Origin of the sequence: Acidiplasma sp. MBA-1, assembly GCF_000949015.1 — an archaeon.
GTDB lineage: Archaea > Thermoplasmatota > Thermoplasmata > Thermoplasmatales > Thermoplasmataceae > Acidiplasma > Acidiplasma aeolicum.
Genome location: NZ_JYHS01000002.1, coordinates 382,552 through 408,379, shown reverse-complemented (window position 1 = coordinate 408,379; position 25,828 = coordinate 382,552). Strand labels below are relative to the sequence as shown.

Annotated in this window: 23 protein-coding genes, 2 tRNA genes and 1 rRNA gene; 20 read left to right on the top strand and 6 right to left on the bottom strand. The window is 35.6% G+C overall.

The window, feature by feature from the left end; genetic code table 11:
• Nucleotides 1–44 precede the first annotated feature (44 nt).
• Nucleotides 45–1,373, bottom strand: coding sequence for an MFS transporter (locus tag TZ01_RS05305; RefSeq protein WP_052656774.1), 1,329 nt, complete (start codon nucleotides 1,371–1,373; stop codon nucleotides 45–47).
• A 112-nt stretch (nucleotides 1,374–1,485) separates the two neighbouring features.
• Here TZ01_RS05305 and rrf point away from each other — a divergent pair.
• Together rrf and TZ01_RS05295 are read left to right on the top strand one after the other, a co-directional pair.
• Nucleotides 1,486–1,606, top strand: a 5S ribosomal RNA gene (gene rrf / locus TZ01_RS05300).
• A 44-nt stretch (nucleotides 1,607–1,650) separates the two neighbouring features.
• Nucleotides 1,651–2,943 (top strand): tryptophan--tRNA ligase, encoded by a 1,293-nt coding sequence (locus TZ01_RS05295; RefSeq protein WP_048101737.1) that lies wholly within the window; start codon nucleotides 1,651–1,653, stop codon nucleotides 2,941–2,943.
• Here the strand turns inward: TZ01_RS05295 and mtnA are convergent.
• Nucleotides 2,919–3,935: an S-methyl-5-thioribose-1-phosphate isomerase gene (gene mtnA / locus TZ01_RS05290; protein WP_048101736.1), complete on the bottom strand. Its 1,017-nt coding sequence runs from the start codon at nucleotides 3,933–3,935 to the stop codon at nucleotides 2,919–2,921. The two genes, TZ01_RS05295 and mtnA, sit on opposite strands and share 25 nt — an antisense overlap.
• A 321-nt stretch (nucleotides 3,936–4,256) precedes the next feature.
• Here mtnA and TZ01_RS05285 point away from each other — a divergent pair.
• The 6 genes from TZ01_RS05285 (at nucleotide 4,257) to TZ01_RS05260 (ending at nucleotide 12,823) form a co-directional block, all read left to right on the top strand.
• A tRNA-Lys gene (locus TZ01_RS05285) sits at nucleotides 4,257–4,330 on the top strand.
• Nucleotides 4,331–4,342: 12 nt separating this feature from the next.
• A complete protein-coding gene (locus TZ01_RS05280; protein WP_048101849.1) occupies nucleotides 4,343–4,603 on the top strand; it encodes a DNA-directed RNA polymerase subunit H in 261 nt (86 codons plus the stop codon).
• Complete coding sequence (locus tag TZ01_RS05275; RefSeq protein ID WP_048101735.1) at nucleotides 4,604–8,194, top strand: DNA-directed RNA polymerase subunit B; 3,591 nt, start codon at nucleotides 4,604–4,606, stop codon at nucleotides 8,192–8,194. It abuts the gene before it with no gap.
• The gene (gene rpoA1, locus TZ01_RS05270) at nucleotides 8,191–10,854 is read left to right on the top strand and encodes a DNA-directed RNA polymerase subunit A' (RefSeq protein ID WP_048101734.1); all 2,664 of its coding nucleotides are present in this window, start codon (nucleotides 8,191–8,193) and stop codon (nucleotides 10,852–10,854) included. The genes TZ01_RS05275 and rpoA1 overlap by 4 nt, the downstream gene beginning before the upstream one ends.
• Nucleotides 10,851–12,374, top strand: a complete 1,524-nt coding sequence (rpoA2, locus tag TZ01_RS05265; RefSeq protein WP_048101733.1) for a DNA-directed RNA polymerase subunit A'' — start codon at nucleotides 10,851–10,853, stop codon at nucleotides 12,372–12,374. The genes rpoA1 and rpoA2 overlap by 4 nt, the downstream gene beginning before the upstream one ends.
• A gap of 17 nt (nucleotides 12,375–12,391) precedes the next feature.
• Nucleotides 12,392–12,823, top strand: coding sequence for a NusA-like transcription termination signal-binding factor (locus TZ01_RS05260; protein WP_048101732.1), 432 nt, complete (start codon nucleotides 12,392–12,394; stop codon nucleotides 12,821–12,823).
• A gap of 182 nt (nucleotides 12,824–13,005) precedes the next feature.
• On the opposite strand, the gene TZ01_RS05255 is transcribed toward TZ01_RS05260, so the two are convergent.
• Complete coding sequence (locus tag TZ01_RS05255; protein ID WP_052656772.1) at nucleotides 13,006–14,754, bottom strand: APC family permease; 1,749 nt, start codon at nucleotides 14,752–14,754, stop codon at nucleotides 13,006–13,008.
• Nucleotides 14,755–14,937: 183 nt separating this feature from the next.
• On the opposite strand from TZ01_RS05255, the gene eif1A reads away from it, so the two are divergent.
• The 4 genes from eif1A (at nucleotide 14,938) to TZ01_RS05235 (ending at nucleotide 16,682) form a co-directional block, all read left to right on the top strand.
• On the top strand, nucleotides 14,938–15,267 hold the full coding sequence (gene eif1A / locus TZ01_RS05250; RefSeq protein ID WP_048101847.1) for a translation initiation factor eIF-1A: 330 nt from the start codon (nucleotides 14,938–14,940) through the stop codon (nucleotides 15,265–15,267).
• Nucleotides 15,257–16,021 (top strand): serine protein kinase RIO, encoded by a 765-nt coding sequence (locus TZ01_RS05245; protein WP_231563424.1) that lies wholly within the window; start codon nucleotides 15,257–15,259, stop codon nucleotides 16,019–16,021. The genes eif1A and TZ01_RS05245 overlap by 11 nt, the downstream gene beginning before the upstream one ends.
• A complete protein-coding gene (locus tag TZ01_RS05240) occupies nucleotides 16,014–16,562 on the top strand; it encodes a pre-rRNA-processing protein PNO1 (protein WP_048101730.1) in 549 nt (182 codons plus the stop codon). The genes TZ01_RS05245 and TZ01_RS05240 overlap by 8 nt, the downstream gene beginning before the upstream one ends.
• A 45-nt stretch (nucleotides 16,563–16,607) precedes the next feature.
• Nucleotides 16,608–16,682: transfer RNA gene (locus TZ01_RS05235), tRNA-Met, on the top strand.
• Between the two features lie 2 nt (nucleotides 16,683–16,684).
• On the opposite strand, the gene TZ01_RS05230 is transcribed toward TZ01_RS05235, so the two are convergent.
• The 3 genes from TZ01_RS05230 to TZ01_RS05220 are packed head-to-tail and all read right to left on the bottom strand — an operon-like array spanning nucleotide 16,685 to nucleotide 19,228.
• The gene (locus tag TZ01_RS05230) at nucleotides 16,685–17,386 is read right to left on the bottom strand and encodes a uroporphyrinogen-III synthase (RefSeq protein WP_048101729.1); all 702 of its coding nucleotides are present in this window, start codon (nucleotides 17,384–17,386) and stop codon (nucleotides 16,685–16,687) included.
• Entirely contained in the window at nucleotides 17,373–18,224 is an 852-nt protein-coding gene (hemC, locus tag TZ01_RS05225; protein WP_048101728.1) for a hydroxymethylbilane synthase, read from the bottom strand. The genes TZ01_RS05230 and hemC overlap by 14 nt, the downstream gene beginning before the upstream one ends.
• Nucleotides 18,225–18,277: 53 nt before the next feature.
• Nucleotides 18,278–19,228 carry an alpha/beta hydrolase-fold protein gene (locus TZ01_RS05220; protein ID WP_048101727.1) on the bottom strand — a complete coding sequence of 317 codons (951 nt, stop codon included), beginning with the start codon at nucleotides 19,226–19,228 and terminating at the stop codon, nucleotides 18,278–18,280.
• 81 nt (nucleotides 19,229–19,309) lie between these two features.
• Between TZ01_RS05220 and TZ01_RS05215 the strand changes: the two genes are divergently transcribed.
• The 8 genes from TZ01_RS05215 (at nucleotide 19,310) to speB (ending at nucleotide 25,825) form a co-directional block, all read left to right on the top strand.
• Complete coding sequence (locus TZ01_RS05215; RefSeq protein ID WP_048101726.1) at nucleotides 19,310–20,284, top strand: class I SAM-dependent methyltransferase family protein; 975 nt, start codon at nucleotides 19,310–19,312, stop codon at nucleotides 20,282–20,284.
• A gap of 339 nt (nucleotides 20,285–20,623) precedes the next feature.
• The gene (locus tag TZ01_RS05210) at nucleotides 20,624–21,196 is read left to right on the top strand and encodes an exosome complex RNA-binding protein Csl4 (protein ID WP_048101725.1); all 573 of its coding nucleotides are present in this window, start codon (nucleotides 20,624–20,626) and stop codon (nucleotides 21,194–21,196) included.
• Nucleotides 21,197–21,209: 13 nt separating this feature from the next.
• Entirely contained in the window at nucleotides 21,210–21,341 is a 132-nt protein-coding gene (locus TZ01_RS09955; RefSeq protein WP_255350864.1) for a hypothetical protein, read from the top strand.
• Between the two features lie 11 nt (nucleotides 21,342–21,352).
• Nucleotides 21,353–21,568 carry an LSM domain-containing protein gene (locus TZ01_RS05205; protein ID WP_048101724.1) on the top strand — a complete coding sequence of 72 codons (216 nt, stop codon included), beginning with the start codon at nucleotides 21,353–21,355 and terminating at the stop codon, nucleotides 21,566–21,568.
• Between the two features lie 40 nt (nucleotides 21,569–21,608).
• Nucleotides 21,609–23,171, top strand: a complete 1,563-nt coding sequence (locus TZ01_RS05200; RefSeq protein WP_048101723.1) for a DUF5591 domain-containing protein — start codon at nucleotides 21,609–21,611, stop codon at nucleotides 23,169–23,171.
• Between the two features lie 30 nt (nucleotides 23,172–23,201).
• Entirely contained in the window at nucleotides 23,202–24,461 is a 1,260-nt protein-coding gene (locus tag TZ01_RS05195) for an amidohydrolase family protein (protein ID WP_048101722.1), read from the top strand.
• Between the two features lie 99 nt (nucleotides 24,462–24,560).
• Nucleotides 24,561–24,950 (top strand): translation initiation factor IF-5A, encoded by a 390-nt coding sequence (locus TZ01_RS05190; protein WP_048101721.1) that lies wholly within the window; start codon nucleotides 24,561–24,563, stop codon nucleotides 24,948–24,950.
• Nucleotides 24,908–25,825, top strand: a complete 918-nt coding sequence (speB, locus tag TZ01_RS05185; RefSeq protein ID WP_052656770.1) for an agmatinase — start codon at nucleotides 24,908–24,910, stop codon at nucleotides 25,823–25,825. The genes TZ01_RS05190 and speB overlap by 43 nt, the downstream gene beginning before the upstream one ends.
• Nucleotides 25,826–25,828 lie beyond the last annotated feature (3 nt).

Genomic DNA, 25,828 nt, shown 5'->3' with positions numbered 1-25,828 from the left:
TTTTAATAAATTATTATCATTTGTTCTGATATTTATTTAAATTTTTACGTAAGGGATTTATTTTTTGTTTCGGGTGCGTATTTAATTGTAATTATAAGTCCTATTAACTCGAATACTGCGAAGTATATTACTATTGTTTTTAAACCATACAATGCATCAATAATTGGAAATGAAAAAACTGCAAGTATGGAACCAAGTCTTGATACAGATGTTGCAAAGCCCATTGCTGTTCCCCTTATACGTGTTGGGAAAATCTCTACAGGATATGCATATGTCATTGGGCTTGGCCCCAGATTATGGAAGAAATGTACAATACCAAATGCACTGAAGGTCATAATTAACCCAACAACCATGTATATATTCATGAAAAAGAATATAATAAGTGCAATGAACGATCCTAAAAATCCAATTATTAGGAGAGATTTTCTGCCTATTTTATCCACATAGTATATTGCTATTAAAAATCCTATAAATACTGGTATGGATTCTGCCATACCTGTAAACACTATATAAAGGTCTGCATAATAGGATGTGATCTCTGTTGAAAATATCAGGGGTGAATATGTCCATATGCCATAGCTAACAATGTCATAGGAAAACCATGCAACTGAAATAAAAATGGAATAGACAAGATATTTCCCCTTTAAAACGTCCCTGATTTTAGAACCACCAACCTCAAGTTCAGGGATTTTATTTATTCTGTATCCTGTATATTTTTCCATTTCAAGCCTTGCCCTCTCACCAGCATTTTTACCAAATTTGTGCTGTATCCAGTATGGGCTCTCTGGCATTTTTTTCCTAGAATATAATACCAAAATGGGGAATATTGCACCGATTATATACATAAATCTCCATGCATTTACACCAGTAAAAAGCACCAATGGAACGGCGACAAATAAAAAAATTATTGATCCAATTGAAAATGAAAAAATGTTAATTAAAAGGTATTTTCCCCTTACCTTTTTTGGAGAAAATTCGGCCTGTATTGATGAGCTTATTGGATAATCAGCACCAATACCCAACCCCACAAGAAATTGAAAAATTGAAAAGTTTACGTAATTTGTTGAAAATCCAGTTAAAAAAATAAATATGGAAACTGCTATTAAATCGTAGACATAAATATATCTCCTGCCATAAATGTCTGCCATTTTACCAAAAATAATGCTGCCAGCAAAAACTCCCAGAATTGATGAAATACCCATAATTGAAATCTCATAGCTTGTTAATGCCATTACCTTTATTAAATATAGAAGGGCATATGAGAATACAGTAAGTGTGTATCCATCCATCATTATACCCATGGAGGATAGAATTGTTATTTTCTTTAACATGGGGGTTTGTGGTATGTCCTCAATAGTGTTATACGCCATCATTAAATGTTAATTACAGGTAAATATATAAAAATTTTTGTAATTACTCATATATAAGTAATATTGTCCATCCATTACCGCGAAAATATTATATACCGGCATGTAATTTCTATTAGACGACGGCCATAACATCGGGGAAATACCAGGTCTCTTTCCGAACCCGACGGTGAAGCCCGGTGTGTTTCATACTGTACTATCTTCCGCGAGGGGATGGGAACTATGTTTCGCTGTCGTTATTTATATTTAACAAAATTAATTAACCCTCTTATTATTACCTTTTATGATTAACCCTTGGAGTTCAAAACAATATTTTGATTATGAAAAATTAAAAAAGGATTTTGGAATAGAAAATACAGATAATTTTTTTAATCATTACCTTTTTACAAGGAGATTAATCTTTGGTCAGAGATCCATAAGTTATATAGAGTTTGCAATAAAGAATAAAATGCCTTTTAATGCCGTTACAGGGCTAATGCCATCTGGAGAAATGCATCTGGGGAATAAGATTACCATAGACCAGATGATGTATTTTCAAAGCCTTGGTGCCAGGGTTACAATAGCAGTTGCTGACCTTGAATCATATGCAACAAGGGGCATATCATTTGAAAAGGCAAGAAATATTGCAATAAATAATTATATTGTTAATTACATATCCATGGGATTAAAACCCTGCAATATATACTTTCAATCAGAAAATTTTGATATGCAGAAAACTGCATATGTTTTATCAAACGAAACAAACATGTCTGAACTGAAGGCAATATATGGCCTGGAGGATTCATCATCCATTTTACATGTAAATGCCCCAATAATACAGGCATCAGACGTACTTCATGTGCAGTTAGGAAAATACGGTGGCCCTGCTCCAACAATTGTTCCTGTCGGAGTTGATCAGGACCCTCATATAAGATTAATGCGCGATCTTGCCCAGCGGTACAGAATATACAATGTAAAGAAGGAAAATACTGGAATATCAGTATATATCAGGGGAAAAAATGACCCGCATGAGTTTATTGATAGGGCTGTTGAAATCCTTTCAAAGAATTTATACAAAACCGAAATTAATTATGAATACAGATCAATAAAAATATCAAATTCAGTCCCAGAGGATGATATTAAAATCGATATCATTCTGGCAAACCTTGAAAAGGACTTTAATGATATGACATTTATAGGGCCATCTGCAACATTCCAGAAGCTTGAAACTGGTCTAAAGGGCGGAAAAATGTCCTCATCTGTACCAGATTCATTGATATCACTCAATGATGATCCAAAGGAGGCTGAAAGGAAAATAAAAAATGCGGTTACCGGCGGAAAAAAAACTATTGAGGAACAGAAACAGTTTGGCGGCAATCCAGATATATGCCCGGTCTTTGAACTTTATGCCTACCATAATCCTGATAATGAATATGTTACAAGGGTGTACGATGAGTGCAAGGGTGGTGCAAGAATGTGTGGCTCATGCAAGGCCGAGGCTGCTGAAAATATATCAAAATTCTTAAAAGATTTAAAAGAAAAAAGGGATGAATCCATGACAAAGATTAATGATTATCTCATGAATAAATCCCTTTGAATCATGGAATAGAGATTCTTTAGCTCCTCTGGTTTAAATAAACCATATTCAGTTATAAAGGCGGTTACATATTCATGTGGGGTAACATCGAATGCAGGATTTCTTGCATGGCTTTCTGCCGGGCCTAAATGCTTATCATTTACAATTAGAACCTCATTTTCATCACGCTCTTCTATTGGTATTTCATCACCTGATTTGATTGAAAAATCAAATGTGCTTCCGGGTGCTGCAACATAAAATGGTATGTTGTTTACCCTTGCCAGTACTGCCTTTTCATATGTGCCTATTTTATTTGCAAAGTCACCATTGGCCGCTATTCTATCGGCCCCAACTATTACAAGATTTACATCCTTATTTTTCATGAAATATCCGGCCGCATTGTCTGCTATGATTGAATGTTCTATTCCCTCCTGCTGAAGTTCCCATGCAGTAAGCCTGGCCCCCTGCAATCTGGGCCTGGTCTCGTCAACGTAAACAAAAATATTTTTGCCGCTATCGTGTGCAATTCTCATCGGTGCCAGTGCAGTACCCCAGTCAACCACAGCCAAAGCTCCAGCATTGCAGTGTGTTAGTATCTTATCACCAGACTTTATTAATTCATTGCCGTATTCCCCTATTTTTTTTGATCTGGCTGTAATTTCCATTGCATACCTCCTTGCTGCCGATTCTGCAAATTTATTATTTTTCATATAATCAATAGCCTTAAAGAGATCATATGCTGTCGGCCTAGATGATGCAATGCGCTTAACAGCCTCATCCATATTTTCCTTATTCTTACTGGCCATGGCAAGACCATATGCGGCTGTTACGCCAATTGCGGGGGCACCCCTAACCACCATGTTTTTAATTGCATAATATATATCATCACTATTTTTAGCGGTAAAAATTTCAATTTTATCTGGTATCAATCTTTGGTCTATCAGCTTTACCTCTCCATTTTCATACCAAACAGCAAGCAGTGTTTTTGTTTCACCATCAATATTAACTTTCATGTTTAGATAATATCAAATCAAATATTAAATTTGCCCATTATCTTAATTTATTGCAAAATAATCTGGTTTATCAATTTTATTTAGGTTATTATCTAAAAAATTAAAACCTGGATTGACCAACAAATTTTCAGAATACTAATATGATAAAATATCTATAATATTCATTGGTGTAATAAATAAGTGTATTAAAATTAAAAATAATAGATAACCGGTGAAAAATCAACATAAAAAAGTAAAAATTTAAAATACTATTTCGTGATATGGTTAAATACACAAAAAGTTATATCCATAAATAATATATTATAGCGAGCTACTTTGTATGGGTCCGTAGCTCAGCTAGGTAGAGCGTCTGGCTTTTAACCAGGCGGTCAGGGGTTCAAACCCCCTCGGACCCGTTTGGTGATAAAATGAGTAAGTTTAATGTGCTTGAGCACGAGATAGTGCCTGAACACCATTTGGTGCCTGTTGAAGAGGAAGATAAAGTTTTAAAAATGCTGAATGTTACAAAGGAAAACCTCCCAAGGATAAGCATTAATGACCCTGCAGTTAAAGCACTGGAGGAGATTCATGGAAAGTTAGAGCCTGGGAGAATAATTAAAATTATACGGAAGAGTCCGACTGCAGGCTACTATGAATATTATAGAGTAATTGTAAAGAGTGTGATATAAATGAACCCAATTTTGGATGCTTTTTTTAAATCGGAAAGTGTTGTAAACTATCAGATAGACTCCATGAATTATTTTTATGCATCAAAAACAAACCCGGATAATATAATGCAGCAGATTGTTGATGAGACAAAAATATCTGATGATGCCACACCAGGTGTTATAGAACTTGACACAGCAAAAACCCATGGCCGTGAAATTAAAATCTATTTTGGCAGGGAAAGGGATGAGAATGGAAAACCTGTGGGTGACCCAACAATATGGGTTGATAAACCTGAAATTAAGGAGGCCTCAGGTGCATCAAATCAAATAACACCGCAGGAGGCAAGATTAAGGGACCTAAATTATATGGCCCCTATTATACTCCGGTTAAAGGTTGTCGAAGATGGAGTTGAAAAGGATACAAGCACAATAAAAATTGGTGAAATACCAGTCATGGTAAGATCAAAAATATGCACGCTGTCCGATCAAAATCTTGATTTATATATAGAAAAAAATAACGGCCCTATTGACGGAACAAGGGAGGAGAAATTAAAATATGTTGATGAGGACCCAACAGACCCCGGGGGATATTTCATTATAAAGGGAACAGAAAAGGTCATTGTCTCACTTGAGGATCTTGCACCTAATAAGATACTTGTTGAATATGAGGAGAAATACGATTCCAAGGTTGAGGTTGCCAAGGTTTTCTCACAGAAAGGCGGATTCAGGGCATTAATATCAATGGAAAAGGGCAATGATGGAATTATTAATGTATCAATACCCACAGTTGCAGGCAGCGTTCCACTTGTTATTTTAATGAAGGCTCTTGGAATAGAGAAGGATGTTGATATACACAATGCCATATATTCTGATATAAGAATGGATCCTTTAATTTATGCAAACATAGAAGATGCAAAGAATCCAAAAATATTACCACCAAATGGTGTCAATACAAAGGATGATGCCATATCATACCTGGAAAAAAGATTTGCAGCGGGCCAGGCCAAGGAATTCAGGGATAAAAAAATCGTACAGATGCTTGACCGTGCGCTATTGCCACATCTTGGTGGAGATGTTTCAGACAGGCTTAAAAAGGGCATATACCTTGGAAGAATGGCAAGATCACTTTTGGAATTAAATCTTGGTATAAGAAATGTTGATGATAAGGATCATTATGCAAATAAAAGGATAAAATTATCCGGTGACCTTCTTGATGAGCTTTTTAGAAATGCATTTCAATCTGTAATGAAGGATCTAAAATATCAGCTTGAAAAAACCTATAATAAAAAGAGGGGAATAAGGCTTAGACCTGCTGTTAGGCAGGATCTATTAACACAAAAAATCCTTCATTCAATGGCCACAGGAAACTGGATAGGCGGTAGAACTGGTGTTTCACAGCTTCTTGATAGAACATCCAATATGGCCACATTAAGTCACCTTAGAAGAATTATATCACCATTAACCAGATCACAGCCGCATTTTGAGGCTAGGGATTTGCATCCAACACAGTGGGGAAGAATATGCCCCAATGAAACACCCGAGGGCCAGAATTGTGGACTGGTTAAAAATGCCTCATTAATAATCAATGTAACCCAGGGTATTGATCCTGATATAGTTTATAATGAACTGAAAAATATGGATATTTATGAAATAACACAGGAGGAATTCTCAGGCAGGGTATATTTAAACGGAGACTTTATAGGTTATCATGACGACCCTGCAACATTAACAGAAACAATAAGGAATTTAAGGAGATCCGGAAAGATATCCAATGAGGTTAATGTAAAATATGATAGAAATACAAACGAGGTTATTATAAACTGCGATCGTGGAAGATTAAGAAGGCCACTGCTTGTGGTTAAGGATGGCAAAACAGTCCTTAACGAGGACATGCTTGAAAAATTAAGGATGGGTGACTATACAGTCAATGATCTGGTAAAGCTTGGGGCTATTGAATGGCTTGATGCAGAGGAGGAGGAAAATGCATACATTGCAGTTTATCCATTTAGCTTCCCGGAAAAATGTCCAAACTGTGGCGAGGTTCTGTATAGAAATTCAGTAACATGGGTAAATCCTGGCGAGGATAATGTTGTTCTTGAATGCGATAAATGTCATGCAAGGTTTAAGGGCACAAACCTTCTTGAAAAGGATCATACACACTGTGAAATTGACGCATCAATGATCCTTGGTGTTGTTGCATCCTTAATACCATATCCTGAGCATAATTCATCTCCAAGAATTACAATAGCCTCTGCAATGATTAAGCAATCCATAGGACTTCCCGCCGCAAATTACAGGATAAGAACAGATACGAGAGGTCACCTGTTGCACTACCCACAGGTACCACTGGTAACAACAAAGGTTATGGACTTTATAAAATATTACAGAAAGCCTGCAGGCCAGAATTTTGTTGTCGCAATATTATCATATCATGGTTATAACATGCAGGATGCCATAATAATGAATAAGGCATCAATAGAAAGGGGCCTCGGAAGAAGTGCATTCTTTAGAACATACACGGCAGAGGAAAAGAGGTATCCAGGAGGCCAGGAGGATAAATTTGAGATACCAAGTCATGATGTAATAGGCGCCAGGGCAGAAGAATTTTATAAAAATCTGGATGAGGATGGTATAATAGAGCCAGAATCCAGGGTTGAAGGTTCCGATGTTCTTGTTGGAAAAACATCACCACCTAGATTTCTAGAGGAGGAAAATGCCGACAAGCTTGGGCCTTTAAGGAGGAGGGAATCCTCTGTTACGGTAAGACCAAATGAGTCAGGTTATGTTGACAATGTATTCCTTACGGTTTCAGAAAGCAACAGCAAGATAGTTAAGGTGAAGGTCAGGAGCGACAGGATACCTCAGCCAGGAGATAAATTTGCCTCAAGGCATGGACAGAAGGGTGTAATCGGCCATGTTGTTCCTCAGGAGGATATGCCATTTACCGAGGATGGCATAATCCCGGATTTATTATTTAATCCTCATTCAGTGCCTTCAAGAATGACCCTTGGACATGTGCTTGAGATGATGGGCGCAAAGGTTGCAACCATGAGTGGAGAGAATATAGATTCAACAATATTCGATGGCCAGCCTGAAAAGAGTCTAAGAGAGGAACTTAAAAGATACGGTTTCAGGGAATCAGGTAATGAGGTAATGTATGATGGTATAACTGGCAGAAAATTTAAGGTTGATATATTCATAGGGGTTATTTATTATCAGAAGCTTCATCACATGGTGGCAAGCAAATTCCATGCCAGATCCAGAGGGCCAATACAGATATTAACAAGACAGCCCACAGAGGGCAGATCAAGACAGGGAGGTCTCAGATTTGGTGAGATGGAAAGGGATACATTAATTGCCCACGGTGCATCAATGGTTATAAAGGATAGGCTGCTGGACCAGAGTGATGGAACAATACTTTATGTTTGCGGCAACCCCTCATGCGGCCATATAGCAATATATGATTTCAGAAAGGGTACATTAAGATGCCCTGTATGCGGTAATACAGGAAATATATATCCAATAGAGACCAGTTATGCATTTAAATTAATGAGAGATGAATTAAGCTCCATGGGAATTGTCATGAGGCTTGAACTGGGTGATATGAAATGAGTTTTAATAATGTTTCTAAAAGAATTGAAAAAATAAAATTTGCATTACTTTCACCTGAGGAGATTAGAAAAATGTCCCAGGTTAGGGTTATTACACCAGATACCTACGATGATGATGGTTACCCAATAGAAAAAGGGTTAATGGATCTTCACATGGGTGTTATTGAACCAGGACTTAAATGTGCCACATGCGGTGGCAGGGTAGATGAATGTCCGGGCCATTTCGGGCATATCGAACTTGCCATGCCTGTTGTGCATATAGGCTTTGTCAAGGAAATTAAAAACATGCTTGATTCTGCATGCAAATCATGTGGGAGAATTAAATTAACAGATGAGGAAATAGAAACATATAAAAAGCAGTTAAGTGCAATAAATTATGAAACAGAGGACCCTGAAATTATAGATCTAACATTAAAGAAGATCCTTGACGTTGCAGCACAGAGGGTAAAATGCCCACACTGCGGGGCCGACAGCCCAAAGGTAATACTGGATAAGCCAACAACATTCAGGGAGGGTGGAATAAAAATAACACCCAAGGAAATAAGGGAAAGGCTTGAAAAAATACCTGATGATGACCTTATATTTTACGGTCTAAATAAGGATGCAGCAAGGCCGGAATGGATGGTTTTAACAGTATTACCGGTTCCACCAATTGATGTAAGGCCATCAATAACATTGGAAACAGGAGAGAGAAGTGAGGATGATCTTACACATAAGCTTGTTGATATAATAAGAATATCCCAGCGGCTTAGGGAAAGCAGGGATAATGGATCACCACAGCTGATTATAGAGGATCTGTGGGACCTTCTTCAGTACCATATAACAACATATTTTGACAATCAGACTGCCGGAATACCACCTGCAAGGCACAGATCTGGCAGGGCATTAAAAACCCTTGTTCAGAGATTAAAGGGTAAGGAGGGTAGATTCAGGGCAAATCTATCAGGTAAAAGGGTAAACTTTTCGTCAAGAACTGTTATATCACCTGAGCCATTCCTATCAATTAATGAGGTTGGAATACCTGAAATAGCTGCAAGGGAGCTTACTGTTCCTGTAATAATAAACTCATTCAATATAGACAAAATGAAGGAATGGATAAAAAGGGGGACATCACCAAGAACGCCTGACGGCAAGTACATTGCCGGAGTCAATTATCTTATCAGGCCAGATGGGCGCAGAATAAAGATTACAGATCAGAATGCTGAAATCAACAGTGAGAGGGCCGACATAGGATGGACAGTGGAACGCCAGATGACCGAGGGCGATATAGTCCTGTTTAACAGGCAGCCATCACTTCACAGAATGTCAATGATGGCCCATACAGTGAGGGTACTTCCTGGAATGACATTTAGATTTAATCTTGCTGTTTGCACACCTTACAACGCAGATTTTGACGGGGATGAGATGAACCTTCATGTTATTCAAAGTGAGGAGGCCAGGGCAGAGGCAAGAATAATAATGAAGGTTCAGGAACAGATTTTATCCCCAAGATTTGGAGGGCCAATTATAGGGGCAATACACGATCATATAACAGCCCTTTTCCTCCTAACACATAATAACCCATTATTCTCAGAGGAGGAATTTATACACATAACATCCTACTTAAATATAGATAAAATGCCTGATCCTGTTATAAAGGATGGCAAAAAATATTATCACGGCAGGGATATTTTCTCACTTATACTGCCAGAGGGCATAAATATGAAATTTAAGAGCCATCTCTGTGCCGGTTCCAAGGATAAATGCGAGTATGAAAATGACCCTGAGGATACATACGTTGTCATAACCAACGGAAAATTAATACATGGTACAATAGATGATGAGGCTGTTGGCCCATTCTCCGGTGTAATTGTAGATAGAATATTTAGAAAGTTTGGACCTGACGCTGCCGCCAAATTTGTTGATAATGTAACACGCCTTGCCGTTGGGTTCCTGAGTTTTAATGGATTCTCAACCGGAATTAAGGATTATGATATACCTGCAGATGCAATTGCAAGGATAGAGGAAATATCAAACGAGACCATAGAAAAGATAGACAAGCTAGTTGAGGCTTTCAGGGCAGGACAATTACAGCCAATGCCTGGAAGATCAATTGAGGATACGCTTGAGGTTGAAATACTTGGTGAAACTGGTTCAGTAAGGGATGAATCAGGTAAAATAGCATCATCGTACCTTGGTCTAAATGACCCATCAGTTATTATGGCAAGATCAGGTGCCAGGGCAAAAATGCTGAACATTGCAGAGGTTGCGGGTATGGTTGGCCAGCAATCAGTTAGAGGTGGAAGGCTTAATAGAGGTTATGCAAACAGAACCCTGCCGCACTTCAAGGAGAATGATCTTGGTGCCTATGCCAGAGGATTTATTAAATCATCCTACAGGGCAGGGTTGAGTCCCACAGAGTATTTCTTCCACAGTATAGGAGGAAGGGAAGGCCTGGTGGATATCGCCGTACGTACTTCAAGGAGTGGATATATGCAGAGAAGATTAATTAATGCATTTGAAGATCTTAAGGTAGATCCAGAAAGAAGGGTTGAGGATACTGTTGGGTCAATAGTACAGTTTAAGTACGGTGAGGATGGCATAGATCCAACACGCAGTGATGAGGGCAAAACCATTGATATTGATTATATAGCATACGATGAGCTGGGTGATGAACAATGAATGTAATTCTATGGAAGGATACAAAAAAGAATATTTCAGATATAGAAAAAAAGGCTCCATGTTATTATGCCATAGATTTTGATATACCCGCAGATATAACAAAGGGATACATAACCACAGATAAAAAGAATTTTGAGTATGAAACATCAATTTCTGAGATAAAAAAGTATGATGAAAACACAGATAAGGATTTATTATTCAAAAAGAAGCCCGCATCTGTTACTGTTATAAAAATTGATTCAATTAAAAAGATAGATAAAAAACCAATTTCAGATTTTAAACTTAATGATAACAAATCAGAGATTGATTCATTTGCAGTAGGGGAGGAATTTACAGTTGAATATAAGGAAAAATCTGAATATAAGATTCCAGAGAAGGATGAGGATGTTATTGCGGATTTTAAGGCACGTGGATATAACTTTCCATTATCTGTTGTTGATAAGCTGGCAAAGTATAAAAAGGAACTACCACCAGATAAGTATGAAAAACTATTAAAAAGGGTTAATTTGGAAATAGAAAAACGTGAGGTCGACCCATATGAGGCTGTTGGCATTATCGCAGCCCAGAGCATAGGTGAACCCGGAACACAGATGACTATGAGGACATTCCACTTTGCAGGTGTGGTGGAAATGAACGTTACCCTCGGCCTTCCAAGATTAATCGAAATAGTCGATGCAAGAAGGATACCAAGCACACCGTCAATGACAATTTATCTTACCAAGGAATACAAAAATGATGGTGAGAAGGTAAAGCAGCTCATAAAAAATCTTGAAAATACAGCCATAATCGATGTTGCGGATATTATTACAGATGTTGGAGACATGTCCCTTACAATTAAACTTGATGCATATAAAAGTAAGGACAGGCTTGTAAATATTTCTGATGTAATTAACGCCCTTGATAAGATAAAGGGGATAATATACAATCAGGTAGATAATGAGAGAATTTTAATAAAATTACAGCAGGAATCATTTAAGAGGTTATACCAGCTACAGGAGCAGTTAAAGGTTACACCGATAAAGGGCGTGCCAAAAATAAAGAGGGCAATAGCAAGATACGATAATTCCAGCAATGAGTGGATATTATACACGCAGGGTTCCAATCTAAAGGATGTATTAAATATAGAAGGCGTTGATCCAACAAGGACATATACAAATGATATAATAGAGATAGAAAACGTTCTTGGAATAGAGGCTGCAAGGAATGCAATATACCATGAGGCTGAAAACACATTAAGCGAGCAGGGACTTGACGTGGATAAACGGCATTTAATGCTTGTATCTGATATGATGACCTTCTCAGGTGCTGTAAGGGCAGTTGGAAGGCAGGGAATATCTGGAAGAAAAAGCAGTGTACTTGCCAGGGCCGCATTTGAAATTACATCAAAGCATCTGCTTAAGGCGGGCCTTCTTGGAGAAATTGACCCATTAAGTGGTGTGGCGGAAAACATTATTGTTGGACAGCCCATAACACTTGGTACCGGTGCAATAGATCTTGTCTATAAGGGGCAGAAAAAATAAATGGTAGGGTAATTTATATGAATGAAATAACTCTTGATAATACAACGCTTGGTTATATTAAGCTATTTGAAAGCTACACAAAAACAAATGTTTATGAATGCCTTGAAAATGAGGAGATGGTATTATTCGTAGTTGGGGAGCGAAAGCTGGCAGAGATATTTAAAAAACATGAAAAAATTATAACAGACCTAAAGGATAAAATAAATAAAAGAATACTCATGGCCGAATATTCTCCAGACCTTCTTACATTTGTGCATAACCTGTTTTTTAGGTACGATGTCAAGGAAATAGATCTGATCTGGAAGGATAATGCAACCAATGTATTTGTGTCAATTGCACCTGAAAATATCGGAAGGGCTATAGGAAAGGAGAGCAGAAATGTAAAATTAATGAGAGATGCCATTGCCAGATATTTTAAGATTAAAAATGTGATTATAAAGCAAAGATAAATATATATTTTAATATATTTTGATTAATTATTCTAAAAATTAAAAAATAATAAAAATTATCCGTTGGTTTCAATGATTTATTTTTTCAATAATATTAATCATGAATATTAAGGTATAAAATTATCATAAAAATAAAGTTGCTACTATTTTATATTAAAATTAATTATAAAATAATAAAAAATTTATTTTGCTCCGCCTGATGTTGTTTCCTCCTCTTCCTGTATGTACTGTGTGCCTGATTCTATTATGTCTGAAATTTCCTCGGTCTTATATCCAGAATGTACTGATAGCAGATAGAATATTATTGCAACAAGTATCACTATAATAAAGTCATATGGATACGGGAATGTGTTGGTCCCTCCATAATCAGCCTCGCCAAGGTATGACAGTGCGTCAAGTACAAGTATGTATAATGGTACCCAGTATCCTGCCTTTATATTCTCTTTTGTGAATACATTTACAACCTTTTTCGTTGCCAGCATAACCAGATAAACAGCTATGCCAAGGAATATTCCTATGGAAAGTATTCCAACCGTTGGCCAGCCAGACCAGTAAACTATAAGTGTTGCACCTATGAAGGCTATTGGTGCCAGAACCTTTGCATATGGTAATTTAAATGGCCTTTTAAGTTCATCTGCCTCCCTTCTAAATACCATCAGTGCCGATCCGCCCACTATGTATGTAAATGCTGTGGCACCTGTGATTAAACCAACAAGGGCATACCAGCTGGGGAAAGGTGCTAAAAATATTAACCCTATTATTACTGAAACTATAATTGGTATTATTGGCACCCTTGTTTTTTTGCTTACCCTTGATAATGCGGCTGGAAAGTATCCGTTTTCAGCAAGGCCAAATAATGTTCTTGTGGATGTGCCGGCGTAAACGTTTAATGTTCCTGCAGGTGAAACGTAAGCATCAGCATAAAGTATGTATGTAAGTATTACAAGTGCAAGTATTCCACTTGATTTTGCAAGGAATGCAAATGGTGCTGCAGATACGGCCTTGGCATATGCAGTCGGGTGATTGGCCACAAGTCCAAACCATCCACCGGCATTTGCCAGATCTGATGGGTTAATCGCACCTATAAATACGACCTGTAAAAGCACATATACAAGTATCCCTGTTAAAACTGAGAATACTGTGGCTATTGGTATTGACCTCTGTGGTGTTTTTGCCTCACCGCCATAGTCAAGGGCCTGCCTGAAACCAAGGAATGAGAAAACTATACCATCAGTTGAAACTGCCTCAAATATTAATGATGTGTTCCCTGTTGGTAAAAATCCACCCAGTGCAGGATTGGTGAAATTGGAGGAATGGAATACCAGAAATCCAAGCATAATTATGGTTACTGTTGGTATTATTAATTTCCACCATGTCATTCCTGTATTTGTCTTTCCCATTAATTTTACCCCTGCATAATTAAGACCAAAGAAACCAATTATCAATATTGCGGCAAGAACTATGCCAAGGCCACTTAATAATGTAACCGTTGCGGATGGATTAAGTGGGTTTGGGGCGCTGTATGCTAGGCTTGGTATATAGGAACTTGCATATGTTATTACTGCCTCAGCCTCTATGGTTGGAACTGATACTGCAGACAGAAAATAGGTCCATCCAAAGAACAAACCAGCAACGCCTCCACGGGAATAATGGCCATACCTGCTAATTGCACCTGTACGCGGTATCATTGAACCAAGTTCTGCATAAACCAGTGCAATAAATAAGACAAGTATTCCACCTATCAGCCATGATAATGTTGCTGCAGGGCCTGTGGTACCTGCAGAGGCGGCGGCTGCAAACAACCATCCGGAACCTATAATACCACCCAGACTAAGAAAATACAAATCCCATGTATTTAAAGCTTTCCTTAATCTTTTATCCTGCTTCATACTATTTGCTATGACATTTTCTTCAGCTTTTGACTCAGCCATATGAGAACATATAGCAGTTATATATAAATTTTTCTTAATGCATATCGATTATTTGCCTAAATTTTTTAAAAATGAATAAAAATTATGCAATTAAAATAGATTACTATAAATACAAAATTCTGGTTTCTACCATTGTTAAAATTGATTATATTTATATTGATGTAACCAATTATGTATTTATATATGAATGATGAAGAGAATAATGATGAAAATATAACAAGGGTAATTACACCGAATAAGAAAAAAGGGGAAATATACGGAATTGTTGAGAAACTTTCAGGGGCATCAAGATTAACAGTAATGTGCGAGGATGGGCTTTCAAGAAATTGCAGAATACCTGGAAAAATGAAGAAAAGGATGTGGATTCGTGAGGGAGATCTTGTTATTGTAAAACCCTGGGATTTCCAAAACGAAAAGGGGGACATAGTTTATAGATATACAAGAACACAGGCTGCATATTTAAGCAGAAATAGGATGCTTCCTGAAATAATAGATGTATTCAATGAGCGATAAATCTGCACTTGAACAGTTAATAGATAACGACGAGTTTTCTAACAGGTTAAACCTGGATAGAAAAACATACGGATTGGTATTTGATAGAAGAACATTAAATGCTGTATACTATCTTATTAAGAAATATTCCATAGATTATGTTGATTTCCCGATATCCAGCGGCAAGGAATCTTTAATATTTAAGGTGGTTGGCATGAATAAAAAATCATATGCATTAAAAATATACAAAATGTCAACATTAAAGTTTTCAAATACCATGGATTATATAAAAGGGGATTATAGATTTGAAAAAGAGCGAATAAACAGAACCAATTTAGTATATATATGGGCACAAAAGGAGTATACAAATTTAAAGGATATGAAAAAATCAGGGATAAAAGTGCCTATTCCATATGGCTATTATAAAAACGCACTACTTATATCATATATAGGTACAAGAACAGAACCTGCAAAGCAAATAAAAAATATAGAAACAGATTTTAATGCACTTTATGAAAAAATAAAAACATTCATGCGGAAAATGTATAAAGATGCGCATCTTGTGCACGCAGATTTAAGCGAGTATAACATTCTATTTTACAGAAACAATCCTTACATCATTGATGTTGGGCAGTCAGTATCTGTGAAGCACCCAATGGCCCTGGAATTTTTGAGAAGGGATATAAAGAATATAAATAACTTTTTTTCAAGGAAAAATGTTAAATGTGATGATGAATATTTATTTAATTACATAACAGGTGATGTTAATGATTGAGGCAGGGAGTATAAAAGTCCCTGAAAATAGAGTTGCCGTCATAATTGGCAAGAATGGTTCGGTAAGAAATCAAATAGAACAAATGGGAGATGTGAAAATATTTATAGACAGCGAAAATAATACTGTAACTGTATATCAAAAAAAGGACCCGCTTAAGGCACTTCTGGCATTTAATGTTGTTCAGGCCATAGCCCGCGGATTTAATCCAGAAAAGGCAATGATACTCTTTGAGGAAAATATGCAGTTCATGGTTATTTCAATAAAAGAGTTTACAAATGGAAATACAAAAAGGGCAACAGAACTTAAGGGGAGAATTATAGGCAGGGAGGGCAGAACCAGGGATATAATAGAAACCCTCACAGGAACCTATATTTCTGTAATGGGCAACACTGTTTCAATAATAGGTGATTACATATCAATTCAGTACAGCAGGGAAGCAATAAATATGCTCCTTCAGGGTAGAAAGCACAAAACTGTTTACTCATATCTTGAAAAAAATGCGGGTGAATTAAAATTCAGAAAGATGGAAGAATCATTTTAATTAAAATTATTAAAGTTTATATTCCTTGCTGAAATAATGTAACAAAGCGGGGTGGGGTAGTCAGGAGATCCCGACGGGCTCATAACCCGTAGATCAATGGTTCAAATCCATTCCCCGCTATTCTATTCCAGTTTTTTTGAGTCTATGTAATTTATTATTTCCTTTATATCTGATTCAATTCCAGTTGTGCATGTTTTTATTCCATGTTTTTTTAATGTATCATCCGTTACCTTTCCTATTGGATAAATTTTAATTTTTGGGTTCGGGCAAACTTTTAAAAAAATTTCTGCCTCTAGCGATGAGGTTAATACTATGCCATCACAGTTTTCCATCCCGCAGTAGGAAGCAATATTATTCTCAATTATTCTCAGTGAATATATAAAAAATTCGGAGAAATTATAATGGTTTTCTCTTAAGAAATTGTAAATTATTTTATTTGATGCCGTGCTTCTAAAGAGGCCTATATATTTGTCCCTGTAATTTTTTAAAAGATTAATAATACCATATGAATCCCTTTCTTCAGGAATAATGGGATTGAAACCTTTATTTCTTATTTCCGCTGCGGTGCTGTTACCAATGGCAATGAATACTGGATCAATCTTGAAATAGATCATATAATATTTAAAAAAAACATCCGCCCCAAAGGAGCTTGTTAATACCACCACATCTGGGGGCATCTTTTTTATCCTCTCAGCAGTACTATAATCAGGTAAAATTGGATGCATTTCAGTTAAGGGTATATTAATTACATCAATGTTTTTTGTATTATAATTAACAACCTTGTTCTCCGGGCGTGTCGTAATTATGAATTTACGCGTAACCATATTCTTTTAGCACCTCCCTGATTTCATTATATCCTATGTTATTGTTAATGTAAAAAAAATCCCTGTAATCAGAATTTCTTAATGAATAGAACCTCATAAATATCTTGCCATTCTTTGATAGGATTCCTGCCGGTATTGAGCACCCCAAATTTAAATTCCTGACTATATCCCTTTCTATTAAAAAATTATTATATGTTTCCCCATCGTTTATTTCCCTGATTATATCAGAAAATACAGAGTCCTTCTTTGATACAACTGCTATAATTCCCTGATTTGCAGCAGGCACAAATTTATCCTCACTTAGCATAAAATAATTCTCATTAAGTCCTAGGCGATCATAGGCGGCCTTTGCAATAATAATGCCATCATAATCACCGTTTCTGTACTTTTTAATCCTTGTATCTATATTGCCTCTTATGTCTTTTATTGATAAACAGCCCTTAACTGCCTGTATTTCCTTTATTCTCCGCATACTTGATGTTCCGATAACTGATCCACATGGCATGGATTCCAGCGGTAGTTTTGATATGAATATATCATGATAGTCATCTCTTCTTAGGACACCACTTATTTCAAGATTTGGGTCTATTATGGATGGTATATCCTTGGCGCTGTGAACCGCAATATCGATTTTACCATCAAGTATTAAATTGTTAAGCTCATCAACGAAAACACCTGTAGTTGAGCTTCTATAGAGCGGTGTATCTGTATTTAGGTCACCCTTTGATGTGTAACCAAAAATTTCAACATCATGCCCTAGAGCCTCAAGCTGATTTTTCACCATTTCAGCCTGAATCATTGCAAGTTTACTTTTTCTTGTGCCCAGTCTTATGTTCATTTATATCCCTTTTTTATATCTTACAATATAATTTACAATTACTGTATTATTAATCATAATGACAATCTGTTAACAAGATAAGGTAATGATTTTTCATACCTCTTGCTGTTTCCAAAATGTCCTCCATTAAATTCTTCAAAGATATGATTTACACCATATTTCTCCATTTTTTTATGCAGAACATTCATACCTATAAATAGGCTGTACTCATCCTTGATTCCAACGTCCAGATAAATCGCATCCAGCTTTTTTAACTCTGATATATAATTATCAACATTCTTGGATGGATCGAATTTTAGCCACCTCTGCCATACATCATTGTTAAATCCTCCAGTTTCCAGATCAAATGGTAGTTCAAGTTTTAAATCTGTATTTTCATTATATGAATAAAATGCCGACATTCCAATAATATTTAATGTTCTAATATCATTATCGGTTAAATCATCTTTTAAACTTACCTCTTTTATGTATTCATTAAGTTTTTTATTTCTTAATTCCTTAAATGCAATTGGCATATCTGGAATGTAAACATATTCAAAACAGCTGTCACCAAAATGATTCGCAAATCCGCTTATTATGTCAGGATGCCTCACAGCAAGTGTATATGCACCAAAACCACCTGATGATTTTCCAAAAAGTGCCACCTTCCCTGTGTGAAACATATCAGAAATCTGTGGTATAAGGTCATTAATTATAAAATCCTCGTAATTACCAACTGCAGGTGAATTTATATACTGATTTACATGATATTTTGTTGAAAAATTTGGGTTAATTATTATTGAATTTCCAAGCAAATTTTTTTTATATAGTGAGTTTAATATTTCTGCAAAACGGTTGTGTAGTTTAGGCGTGCCGTTTAACCCTGCAAGCTCTATTAAAAGTGGTGCGCCATCAACAATTTTATCCGGATAAAATACCAGAACATCTCTATCGATATCATCATTTAGGTAATTGCCCTTCAGTGAGTCTCCATGCACCGTAACCATTTTTTGATTAAGCAACATATTTTCAATATTACTAAAAAATATTAGAACTATGTGATTTCAATGTAATAGTATTTTATTTCAAATATAATACTGTTTTTAATGAAAGAATGGTGTATAAAAGTTGATAAAAACAGCGCTGGCAAAATTATAAAAAAATTAAGGTCTGTTAGTCTCATTTTAGAGGAATGCATTATAGATCATGATGGGCAGTTTGTTTATATACCAGTAAAGAAGGATACAGGCAATTGCATTAAGCACGATTTTAAATTAAAGAATACACCTGAGAATATTATAAGGTCAAACCTGGGTTTAAGGGTTAACAATACCCCTAAATTTATAAAACTTGGTGATTCAATTATTTTTAATAAAAATCAACGTGTGAATAAAAGAATTGCAGAGGTATACTGCAATGCATATCATGCAAAAAACGCCTATATTTTTACCGGTAAGATTAAGGGGAAAATGCGAATACCCTCAATTAAATTTTTATGCGGGAAGAATGAGGATACCATTATAGTTGAAAATGGTGTTAAATATGCATTAAACCCGGCAAAAGTAATGTTTTCACCTGGGAACATAAATATAAGAACAGAGATGGGCAAAATTGATTTTAAAGATAAAACTGTTATTGATATGTTCTGTGGCATTGGTTATTTTTCAATGCCTGTACTCAAATATGGCAATCCAAAGAGATTGATTGCATGTGATATTAATCCCGATTCAATAGAATATTTTAAGAGAAATCTAAAACTGAATCGTATTATTTATGAACCTGAAATATTTTTAGGTGATTCCCGGGCAAAATGTCCTGATGTGAGTGCCGATTATATAATAATGGGAAATTTTGAATCACCAAAATTTTTAGCGCAGGCTTTAATCCATAGCCATAGGGGCACTTTACTATCCATGCATTTTTTGGAAAGGAGAGGAAAAATAAAAAGGCCAGAAGAAATAATTAAAAATGCAAGAAGGCTAGGATATATAATATCCGTGAAAAATATAAAAATAGTTAAATCTGTTTCTCACGAACTTGTGCATGTTAATTCATTATTTCAGGTATATAATTGTTTATGATTTTTTATAATCTAAGCAGGTATAAATACAAATCATCACTTAAAGTTTTGATAGAATGAATTCTAATGAATATCTATACCGCTTCCGGCCATTAATGATATGTTAAAATTAAGAAATAATAACATAAAAGACTGAATAAATTTTTTTGTTAAACATTATGGCATATACTTCATCAAAACCTATTTATATACTTATTAAATTCTATATATGGGCTTGGTGAACCAATGCTAAATATAGATATTTAAAAATGTTTAGCCAATATCTATTCATGGTCATTTAAGAAGCAACTTAAGCCTAACATATAAAATATAAAATAAATATAAGCTGGAGGAATGAATAATGGTTGATTCAGATATAGCACTTCCCGGAGACATCATAGCTAAAGAGGAGGAATACCTCCCCGGGAAGAACACAGAACCATACGATGGCAACATTGTTGCTACCAAGCTGGGGAGAATAGTTAGGGATGACAAAAACCTTACAATATCGGTTGTTGGCAGTAATAAAAAGACACCCATTGGCGTTGGAAGCATTGTGTATGGCAAGGTTATAAAAATAAATGGTAAGGACGCAATTATACAGCTTTACGCTATTAACGAGGGGGGGAAATTGCACCCAGTGGATCATGAGGCAAAATTAATGCTTCCTGTGCAGGGCAAATCCGGATATACACATATAATCTCCCTTGGAGACATAGTTAGGGCAAAGGTAACATCTGTTAAACCCATTTATGTTACAATTTTTAATACCGATCTTGGAGTTTTAAAAACAAGATGCCTGATATGTCGCAATGAACTTATATTGAAAAATAATGTGCTTTACTGTACCAACTGCCAGAGAATAGAAACAAGAAAGATAGCCAGTGATTATGGAAATATAAATATAAGTGGTGATAATTGTGAAAGAAGTTGAGAAGGTAAAAAATATGCAGGAGTTAACGAAAGAGGTCACTGACATGAGGAAGGAGCTTGAAAGCTTAAAGGAGGTCCTTAGCGGACTGATACAGGTTATGATGGATCATAATGATCAATTTAATGATGAAGATGAGTATAATTGAGGTGAAAAATTATGGCACTATTACCAATGAAAATGCTTGAGGAGAGTCTGAACAAAAAGGTATCGCTATTGCTAAAAGACAACAGAACACTTGAGGGTATTCTGACAGGTTATGATGAATACATGAACATGACACTGGACGACGCTGAAGAAAATGGAGAGACCCAGAGAAAAATTGGAAAGGTTGTTATCCGAGGCAGCAATGTTGTAAGGATAACAACAAAATAATTTTTTAAAAAGATTATATAATTTATTTTAATAGGTGTGCATGCCTAAAAAAATAGAGGATAATCATTATATTTTCGGATTTGCACATGCAGGATTTTACAAAGATATTAAATTTCCTGCACTTATTGAAACCACATCTGATGAATTTAAATCCAATTCAGATTACATTGAGGTTCTCGGGGAAAGAATAGACAAAAAAATATATTATCCTGCATTTCTTGAAAGATCTTCTGAAATAGTTACCGGCAATATAATAACAGTCATAAACGGAATAGAACTTCTTCAGAGGCCTTCGAAGTTTGCTGATTATATAATCAATTTAAGGGAGAAATATGGTTACAGCAAATTAATATACCTTCAGGGTGTGTCAGACCCATATTTAATACCTGTTTTGGTTTACATGGGAATTAATATTTTTGACGACATCTACATTAGAGTGGAGAGTCTTGATGGAATAAAATATTCAATGACAGGAAAGTCCAGGGTTGATTATGATCCTTTGAAAGATAACATTGTATTTGTTAAAAGTATGCTTGAATCATTATTTGATTCAATACGGGATGGAACATTAAGGGAGGTTGTTGAAAAAATTCAAATATCAAGTCTTGCCCTTGAATTGCTAAGGATAATGGACGAAAAATATTATAAAAATATGGAAAATATATTTCCCACGATAACACCATATATTAAGGCCAACAGTATTGAATCACTGACAAGGCCAGATATAGTTAGATACAGGAATAATATAGAAAATTATGAAAAACCTGCTGGTAGAAATATAGCATTAATATTGCCATGCTCTGCAAAAAAACCATACTCATTATCAAAAACCCATCAAAAAATCATACAGAAAATATCAAAATTTAGAAAATATTTGCACGAATTAATTGTAACCTCACCGGTTGGGCTTGTCCCAAGAGAACTTGAAAACAGTTATCCTGCAAGGTTTTATGATATACCTGTTATAGGTTTATGGTATGAGGATGAGAAATTAATGATGAAAAACCTATTAAAAAATTATCTTAAAAAAAATCAATATGATTACATAATTGGATATTACCCTGATGACCTTAATTTTATCTCAGACATTCTGCCAGAAAATTCAACTGTAATAAATGGAAGGGTAACAGATGATTCTAATCTCGATAGACTTTATATTGAACTGGAAAAAATAACAAAGACATCAGAAACAAGGGGAAATGTATTCAATGATTATATCTCTGTATTAAAATATCAGTTTGGTGGCTGGATATATGATTATGTTAAAAATCTTAAACTTGTCAATAATTTTCACCAGGATATGCTTGTAAACAACGGTAAGGTTTATTTTGTTTTTAATCAGCAGTCAGGTAAATTCACAATTACAAAAAATTCTGCACCATTTTTTTTAAATGCCAATAAGTTCATTGTAAGCATAGAAGATTTTAAACCCACATCATACGTTTATTCTATGGGGATAAATAATGCAACCGATGATATAAAACCATATGATGAGGTTGTCCTTGTTCATAACAATGAAATACGTGGTGTGGGAACGGCATTAATGCCATCAAGCGCCATGATTAATCTTAATGAGGGTATGGCAGTAAAGGTTAGAGGCTAAAAATTATAATATATTTTAATATAGACTGTCATGGATATACTCATTAAAAATGGTATAATAATAACACAGGACGACGAACGAAAAATATTCAAAGGAAATATAGCAATAAATGGAAATTTAATAACATATGTTGGAAAAGAAATGCCCAGTGGGAATTTCGATAGTATTATAGATGCAACAGATAAACTGGTTTTGCCGGGGTTTATTAATACCCATACACATGTAGCCATGACAGGATTTAAGGGGCTACTTGATGATATGGAACTTAATGAGTTTCTAAATAAAACATCGGAACTTGATTCAAAAAGGACAGACGATGGGATATTTAACTCATCATTGCTTGGAATATATGAAATGATTAATGGTGGCATAACCTCATTCCTTGATTTATATTACTCAGAGGACATCATAGAAAGTGCTGTTAAAAAAACAGGAATAAGGGCCTATCTTGCATGGGCAACACTCGACAGGGAATTTACAACGCAGAAGGGGGAACCTGTAAATAATGCAGAAAATTTTATTAAGCAAACCCACGCAGACACCGTAAAACCACTAATAGGCGTTCAGGGGATTTATGTATCATCTGATGAAAATTATTACCGCGTAAAGGACATATCAAAAAAATATGGGGTAAAAATTCATACACATCTTTCAGAAACCCGGCAGGAAGTTTATGATTTTGTTAAAAAAAATGGGGAAAGGCCTGTGGAGCATCTTTATAAAATAAACTTTCTTGACGATAATGTTATAGCAGCCCACACGGTTTGGGTAACATTAAATGAAATTAAAATGCTGGCAAAAAGTGGAACAAAGGTATCATGGAATGCAGTAAGCAATGCAAAGCTCGCATCCGGTGGTACAATGCCTGTACCTGAAATGATTGCCAATAATGTAAATATATCCCTTGGAACAGACAGTTCAGGAAGCAATAATTCATTGAATATGTTTGAGGAAATGAAATTTTCATCTCTGATGATTAATAATGATAGATGGAATGCAGACACTGTTAAATCCCAACAGATACTCGATATGGCTACCAGAAATGCTGGTAAGGCCCTTGGTGAAAATATAGGCATATTAAAGCCAGGATATCTTGCAGATTTAATAATAATCGATGGGCGTGCAGTTAATATGATCCCATCCAATGAAAATAACGCAATTAATAATATCATATTTTCTGCGACACCTGAAAATGTTAGGTTTGTCATTGTCAATGGCAGGATTTTAAAACATGATGGGAATATACCCGGATTTGATCCAGAAAAATTTGCAAGGCTTAATTATTTATAAATTTTTTATGGGCTTTAAATATAACAAAAATCAGTTTTTATATTCAAAAGTAAAATATAAAAATATATAAAGGCTTAAAATATTAACCTGTGATTAATTATGAGTTGGACTGAAGCTGAAGTACGTGAATTAAAAGTAGGAAGATACATGTTAATTGATGATTCACCCTGCAGAATAGTTGATATTACAATGTCTAAGCCAGGAAAGCATGGTGAGGCTAAAGGGCGAATTGTTGCAATTGGCGTTTTTGATGGACAAAAACACAGTGTAGTTTATCCGGTTAAGCATAAGGTAAAGGTTCCAATAATTGTCAAGAAGAACGCGCAGGTGCTATCGATAACAAATAATGAGGCACAGCTTATGGACACAGAAACATTCGAGACCTTTATTATACCGCTTGATCCTGAGGACATTGATAAGGTAAAACCAGGAATGGAGGTGCCATATTGGGAGGCAATGGGAAAGAGAAAAATCATGCTGCAGAATTGAGCAACCATTTTTCTCATCTTAAAATTGCAGATGCAATAGAAAATTACGAGGATTCAAAATATGTTATTTTTGGGGTTCCCTTTGATAATACATCAAGCTACAGACGTGGTTCTAGACTTGCACCGAATTCCATAAGAATTGCATATGATAACCTTGAATCGTTTGAGCCAAATTATGGTATAGATTTAACACAGTGTAAAATCTCTGACCTTGGGGACCTTCCTGTTTACGAGGATGTTTCCTATGTACTTAGTGAGGTTGAGGATGTAACAAGAATTATTTTTAATGATAGAAAAATACCTGTAATGATTGGCGGTGAACATTCAATTACCGTTGGTGCACTAAGGAATCTTAAGGATGTATCAATGGTAATAATTGATGCGCATTCAGATTTTCGTGACTCCTATTTTGATAATAAATATAATCATGCATGTGTAACAAGGCGTGCCCTTGAAATACTGGGCCCAAATAAAATAATTTCTGTCGGTACAAGATCCACCTCGCTTGAGGAAATCACATCGCCTGACTATAAAAATGTAAGATTTATAACAGCAAATGAGGTGCGCGAATCTGGAATATCAAATGTTATAAGCGAAATTAAAAACAGCATATCTGATAGTGTTTATTTCTCAATAGATATGGATGGCATAGACCCTGCATATGCACCAGGCGTGGGAACACCTGAACCATACGGTCTTTCCTCAGTGGATGTGAGGTCGATATTAACATCAATTTCAGATAAAATTATAGGTTTTGATATTAATGAAATGACACCACTGTATGACAATGGAAACACCTCAATGCTTGCCGCCAAGCTTATACAGGATTTTATTGCAAGCAGGGAAAAAGCAATTCTAAATAAAAATATTAAATAAAAT

Coding starts and splice junctions, on each gene's coding strand:
- TZ01_RS05305 (WP_052656774.1), bottom strand. CDS start 1,373: ATGATGGCGTATAACACTATTGAGGACATACCACAAACCCCCATGTTA.
- TZ01_RS05295 (WP_048101737.1), top strand. CDS start 1,651: ATGATTAACCCTTGGAGTTCAAAACAATATTTTGATTATGAAAAATTA.
- mtnA (WP_048101736.1), bottom strand. CDS start 3,935: ATGAAAGTTAATATTGATGGTGAAACAAAAACACTGCTTGCTGTTTGG.
- TZ01_RS05280 (WP_048101849.1), top strand. CDS start 4,343: ATGAGTAAGTTTAATGTGCTTGAGCACGAGATAGTGCCTGAACACCAT.
- TZ01_RS05275 (WP_048101735.1), top strand. CDS start 4,604: ATGAACCCAATTTTGGATGCTTTTTTTAAATCGGAAAGTGTTGTAAAC.
- rpoA1 (WP_048101734.1), top strand. CDS start 8,191: ATGAGTTTTAATAATGTTTCTAAAAGAATTGAAAAAATAAAATTTGCA.
- rpoA2 (WP_048101733.1), top strand. CDS start 10,851: ATGAATGTAATTCTATGGAAGGATACAAAAAAGAATATTTCAGATATA.
- TZ01_RS05260 (WP_048101732.1), top strand. CDS start 12,392: ATGAATGAAATAACTCTTGATAATACAACGCTTGGTTATATTAAGCTA.
- TZ01_RS05255 (WP_052656772.1), bottom strand. CDS start 14,754: ATGGCTGAGTCAAAAGCTGAAGAAAATGTCATAGCAAATAGTATGAAG.
- eif1A (WP_048101847.1), top strand. CDS start 14,938: ATGAATGATGAAGAGAATAATGATGAAAATATAACAAGGGTAATTACA.
- TZ01_RS05245 (WP_231563424.1), top strand. CDS start 15,257: ATGAGCGATAAATCTGCACTTGAACAGTTAATAGATAACGACGAGTTT.
- TZ01_RS05240 (WP_048101730.1), top strand. CDS start 16,014: ATGATTGAGGCAGGGAGTATAAAAGTCCCTGAAAATAGAGTTGCCGTC.
- TZ01_RS05230 (WP_048101729.1), bottom strand. CDS start 17,386: ATGGTTACGCGTAAATTCATAATTACGACACGCCCGGAGAACAAGGTT.
- hemC (WP_048101728.1), bottom strand. CDS start 18,224: ATGAACATAAGACTGGGCACAAGAAAAAGTAAACTTGCAATGATTCAG.
- TZ01_RS05220 (WP_048101727.1), bottom strand. CDS start 19,228: ATGTTGCTTAATCAAAAAATGGTTACGGTGCATGGAGACTCACTGAAG.
- TZ01_RS05215 (WP_048101726.1), top strand. CDS start 19,310: ATGAAAGAATGGTGTATAAAAGTTGATAAAAACAGCGCTGGCAAAATT.
- TZ01_RS05210 (WP_048101725.1), top strand. CDS start 20,624: ATGGTTGATTCAGATATAGCACTTCCCGGAGACATCATAGCTAAAGAG.
- TZ01_RS09955 (WP_255350864.1), top strand. CDS start 21,210: ATGCAGGAGTTAACGAAAGAGGTCACTGACATGAGGAAGGAGCTTGAA.
- TZ01_RS05205 (WP_048101724.1), top strand. CDS start 21,353: ATGGCACTATTACCAATGAAAATGCTTGAGGAGAGTCTGAACAAAAAG.
- TZ01_RS05200 (WP_048101723.1), top strand. CDS start 21,609: ATGCCTAAAAAAATAGAGGATAATCATTATATTTTCGGATTTGCACAT.
- TZ01_RS05195 (WP_048101722.1), top strand. CDS start 23,202: ATGGATATACTCATTAAAAATGGTATAATAATAACACAGGACGACGAA.
- TZ01_RS05190 (WP_048101721.1), top strand. CDS start 24,561: ATGAGTTGGACTGAAGCTGAAGTACGTGAATTAAAAGTAGGAAGATAC.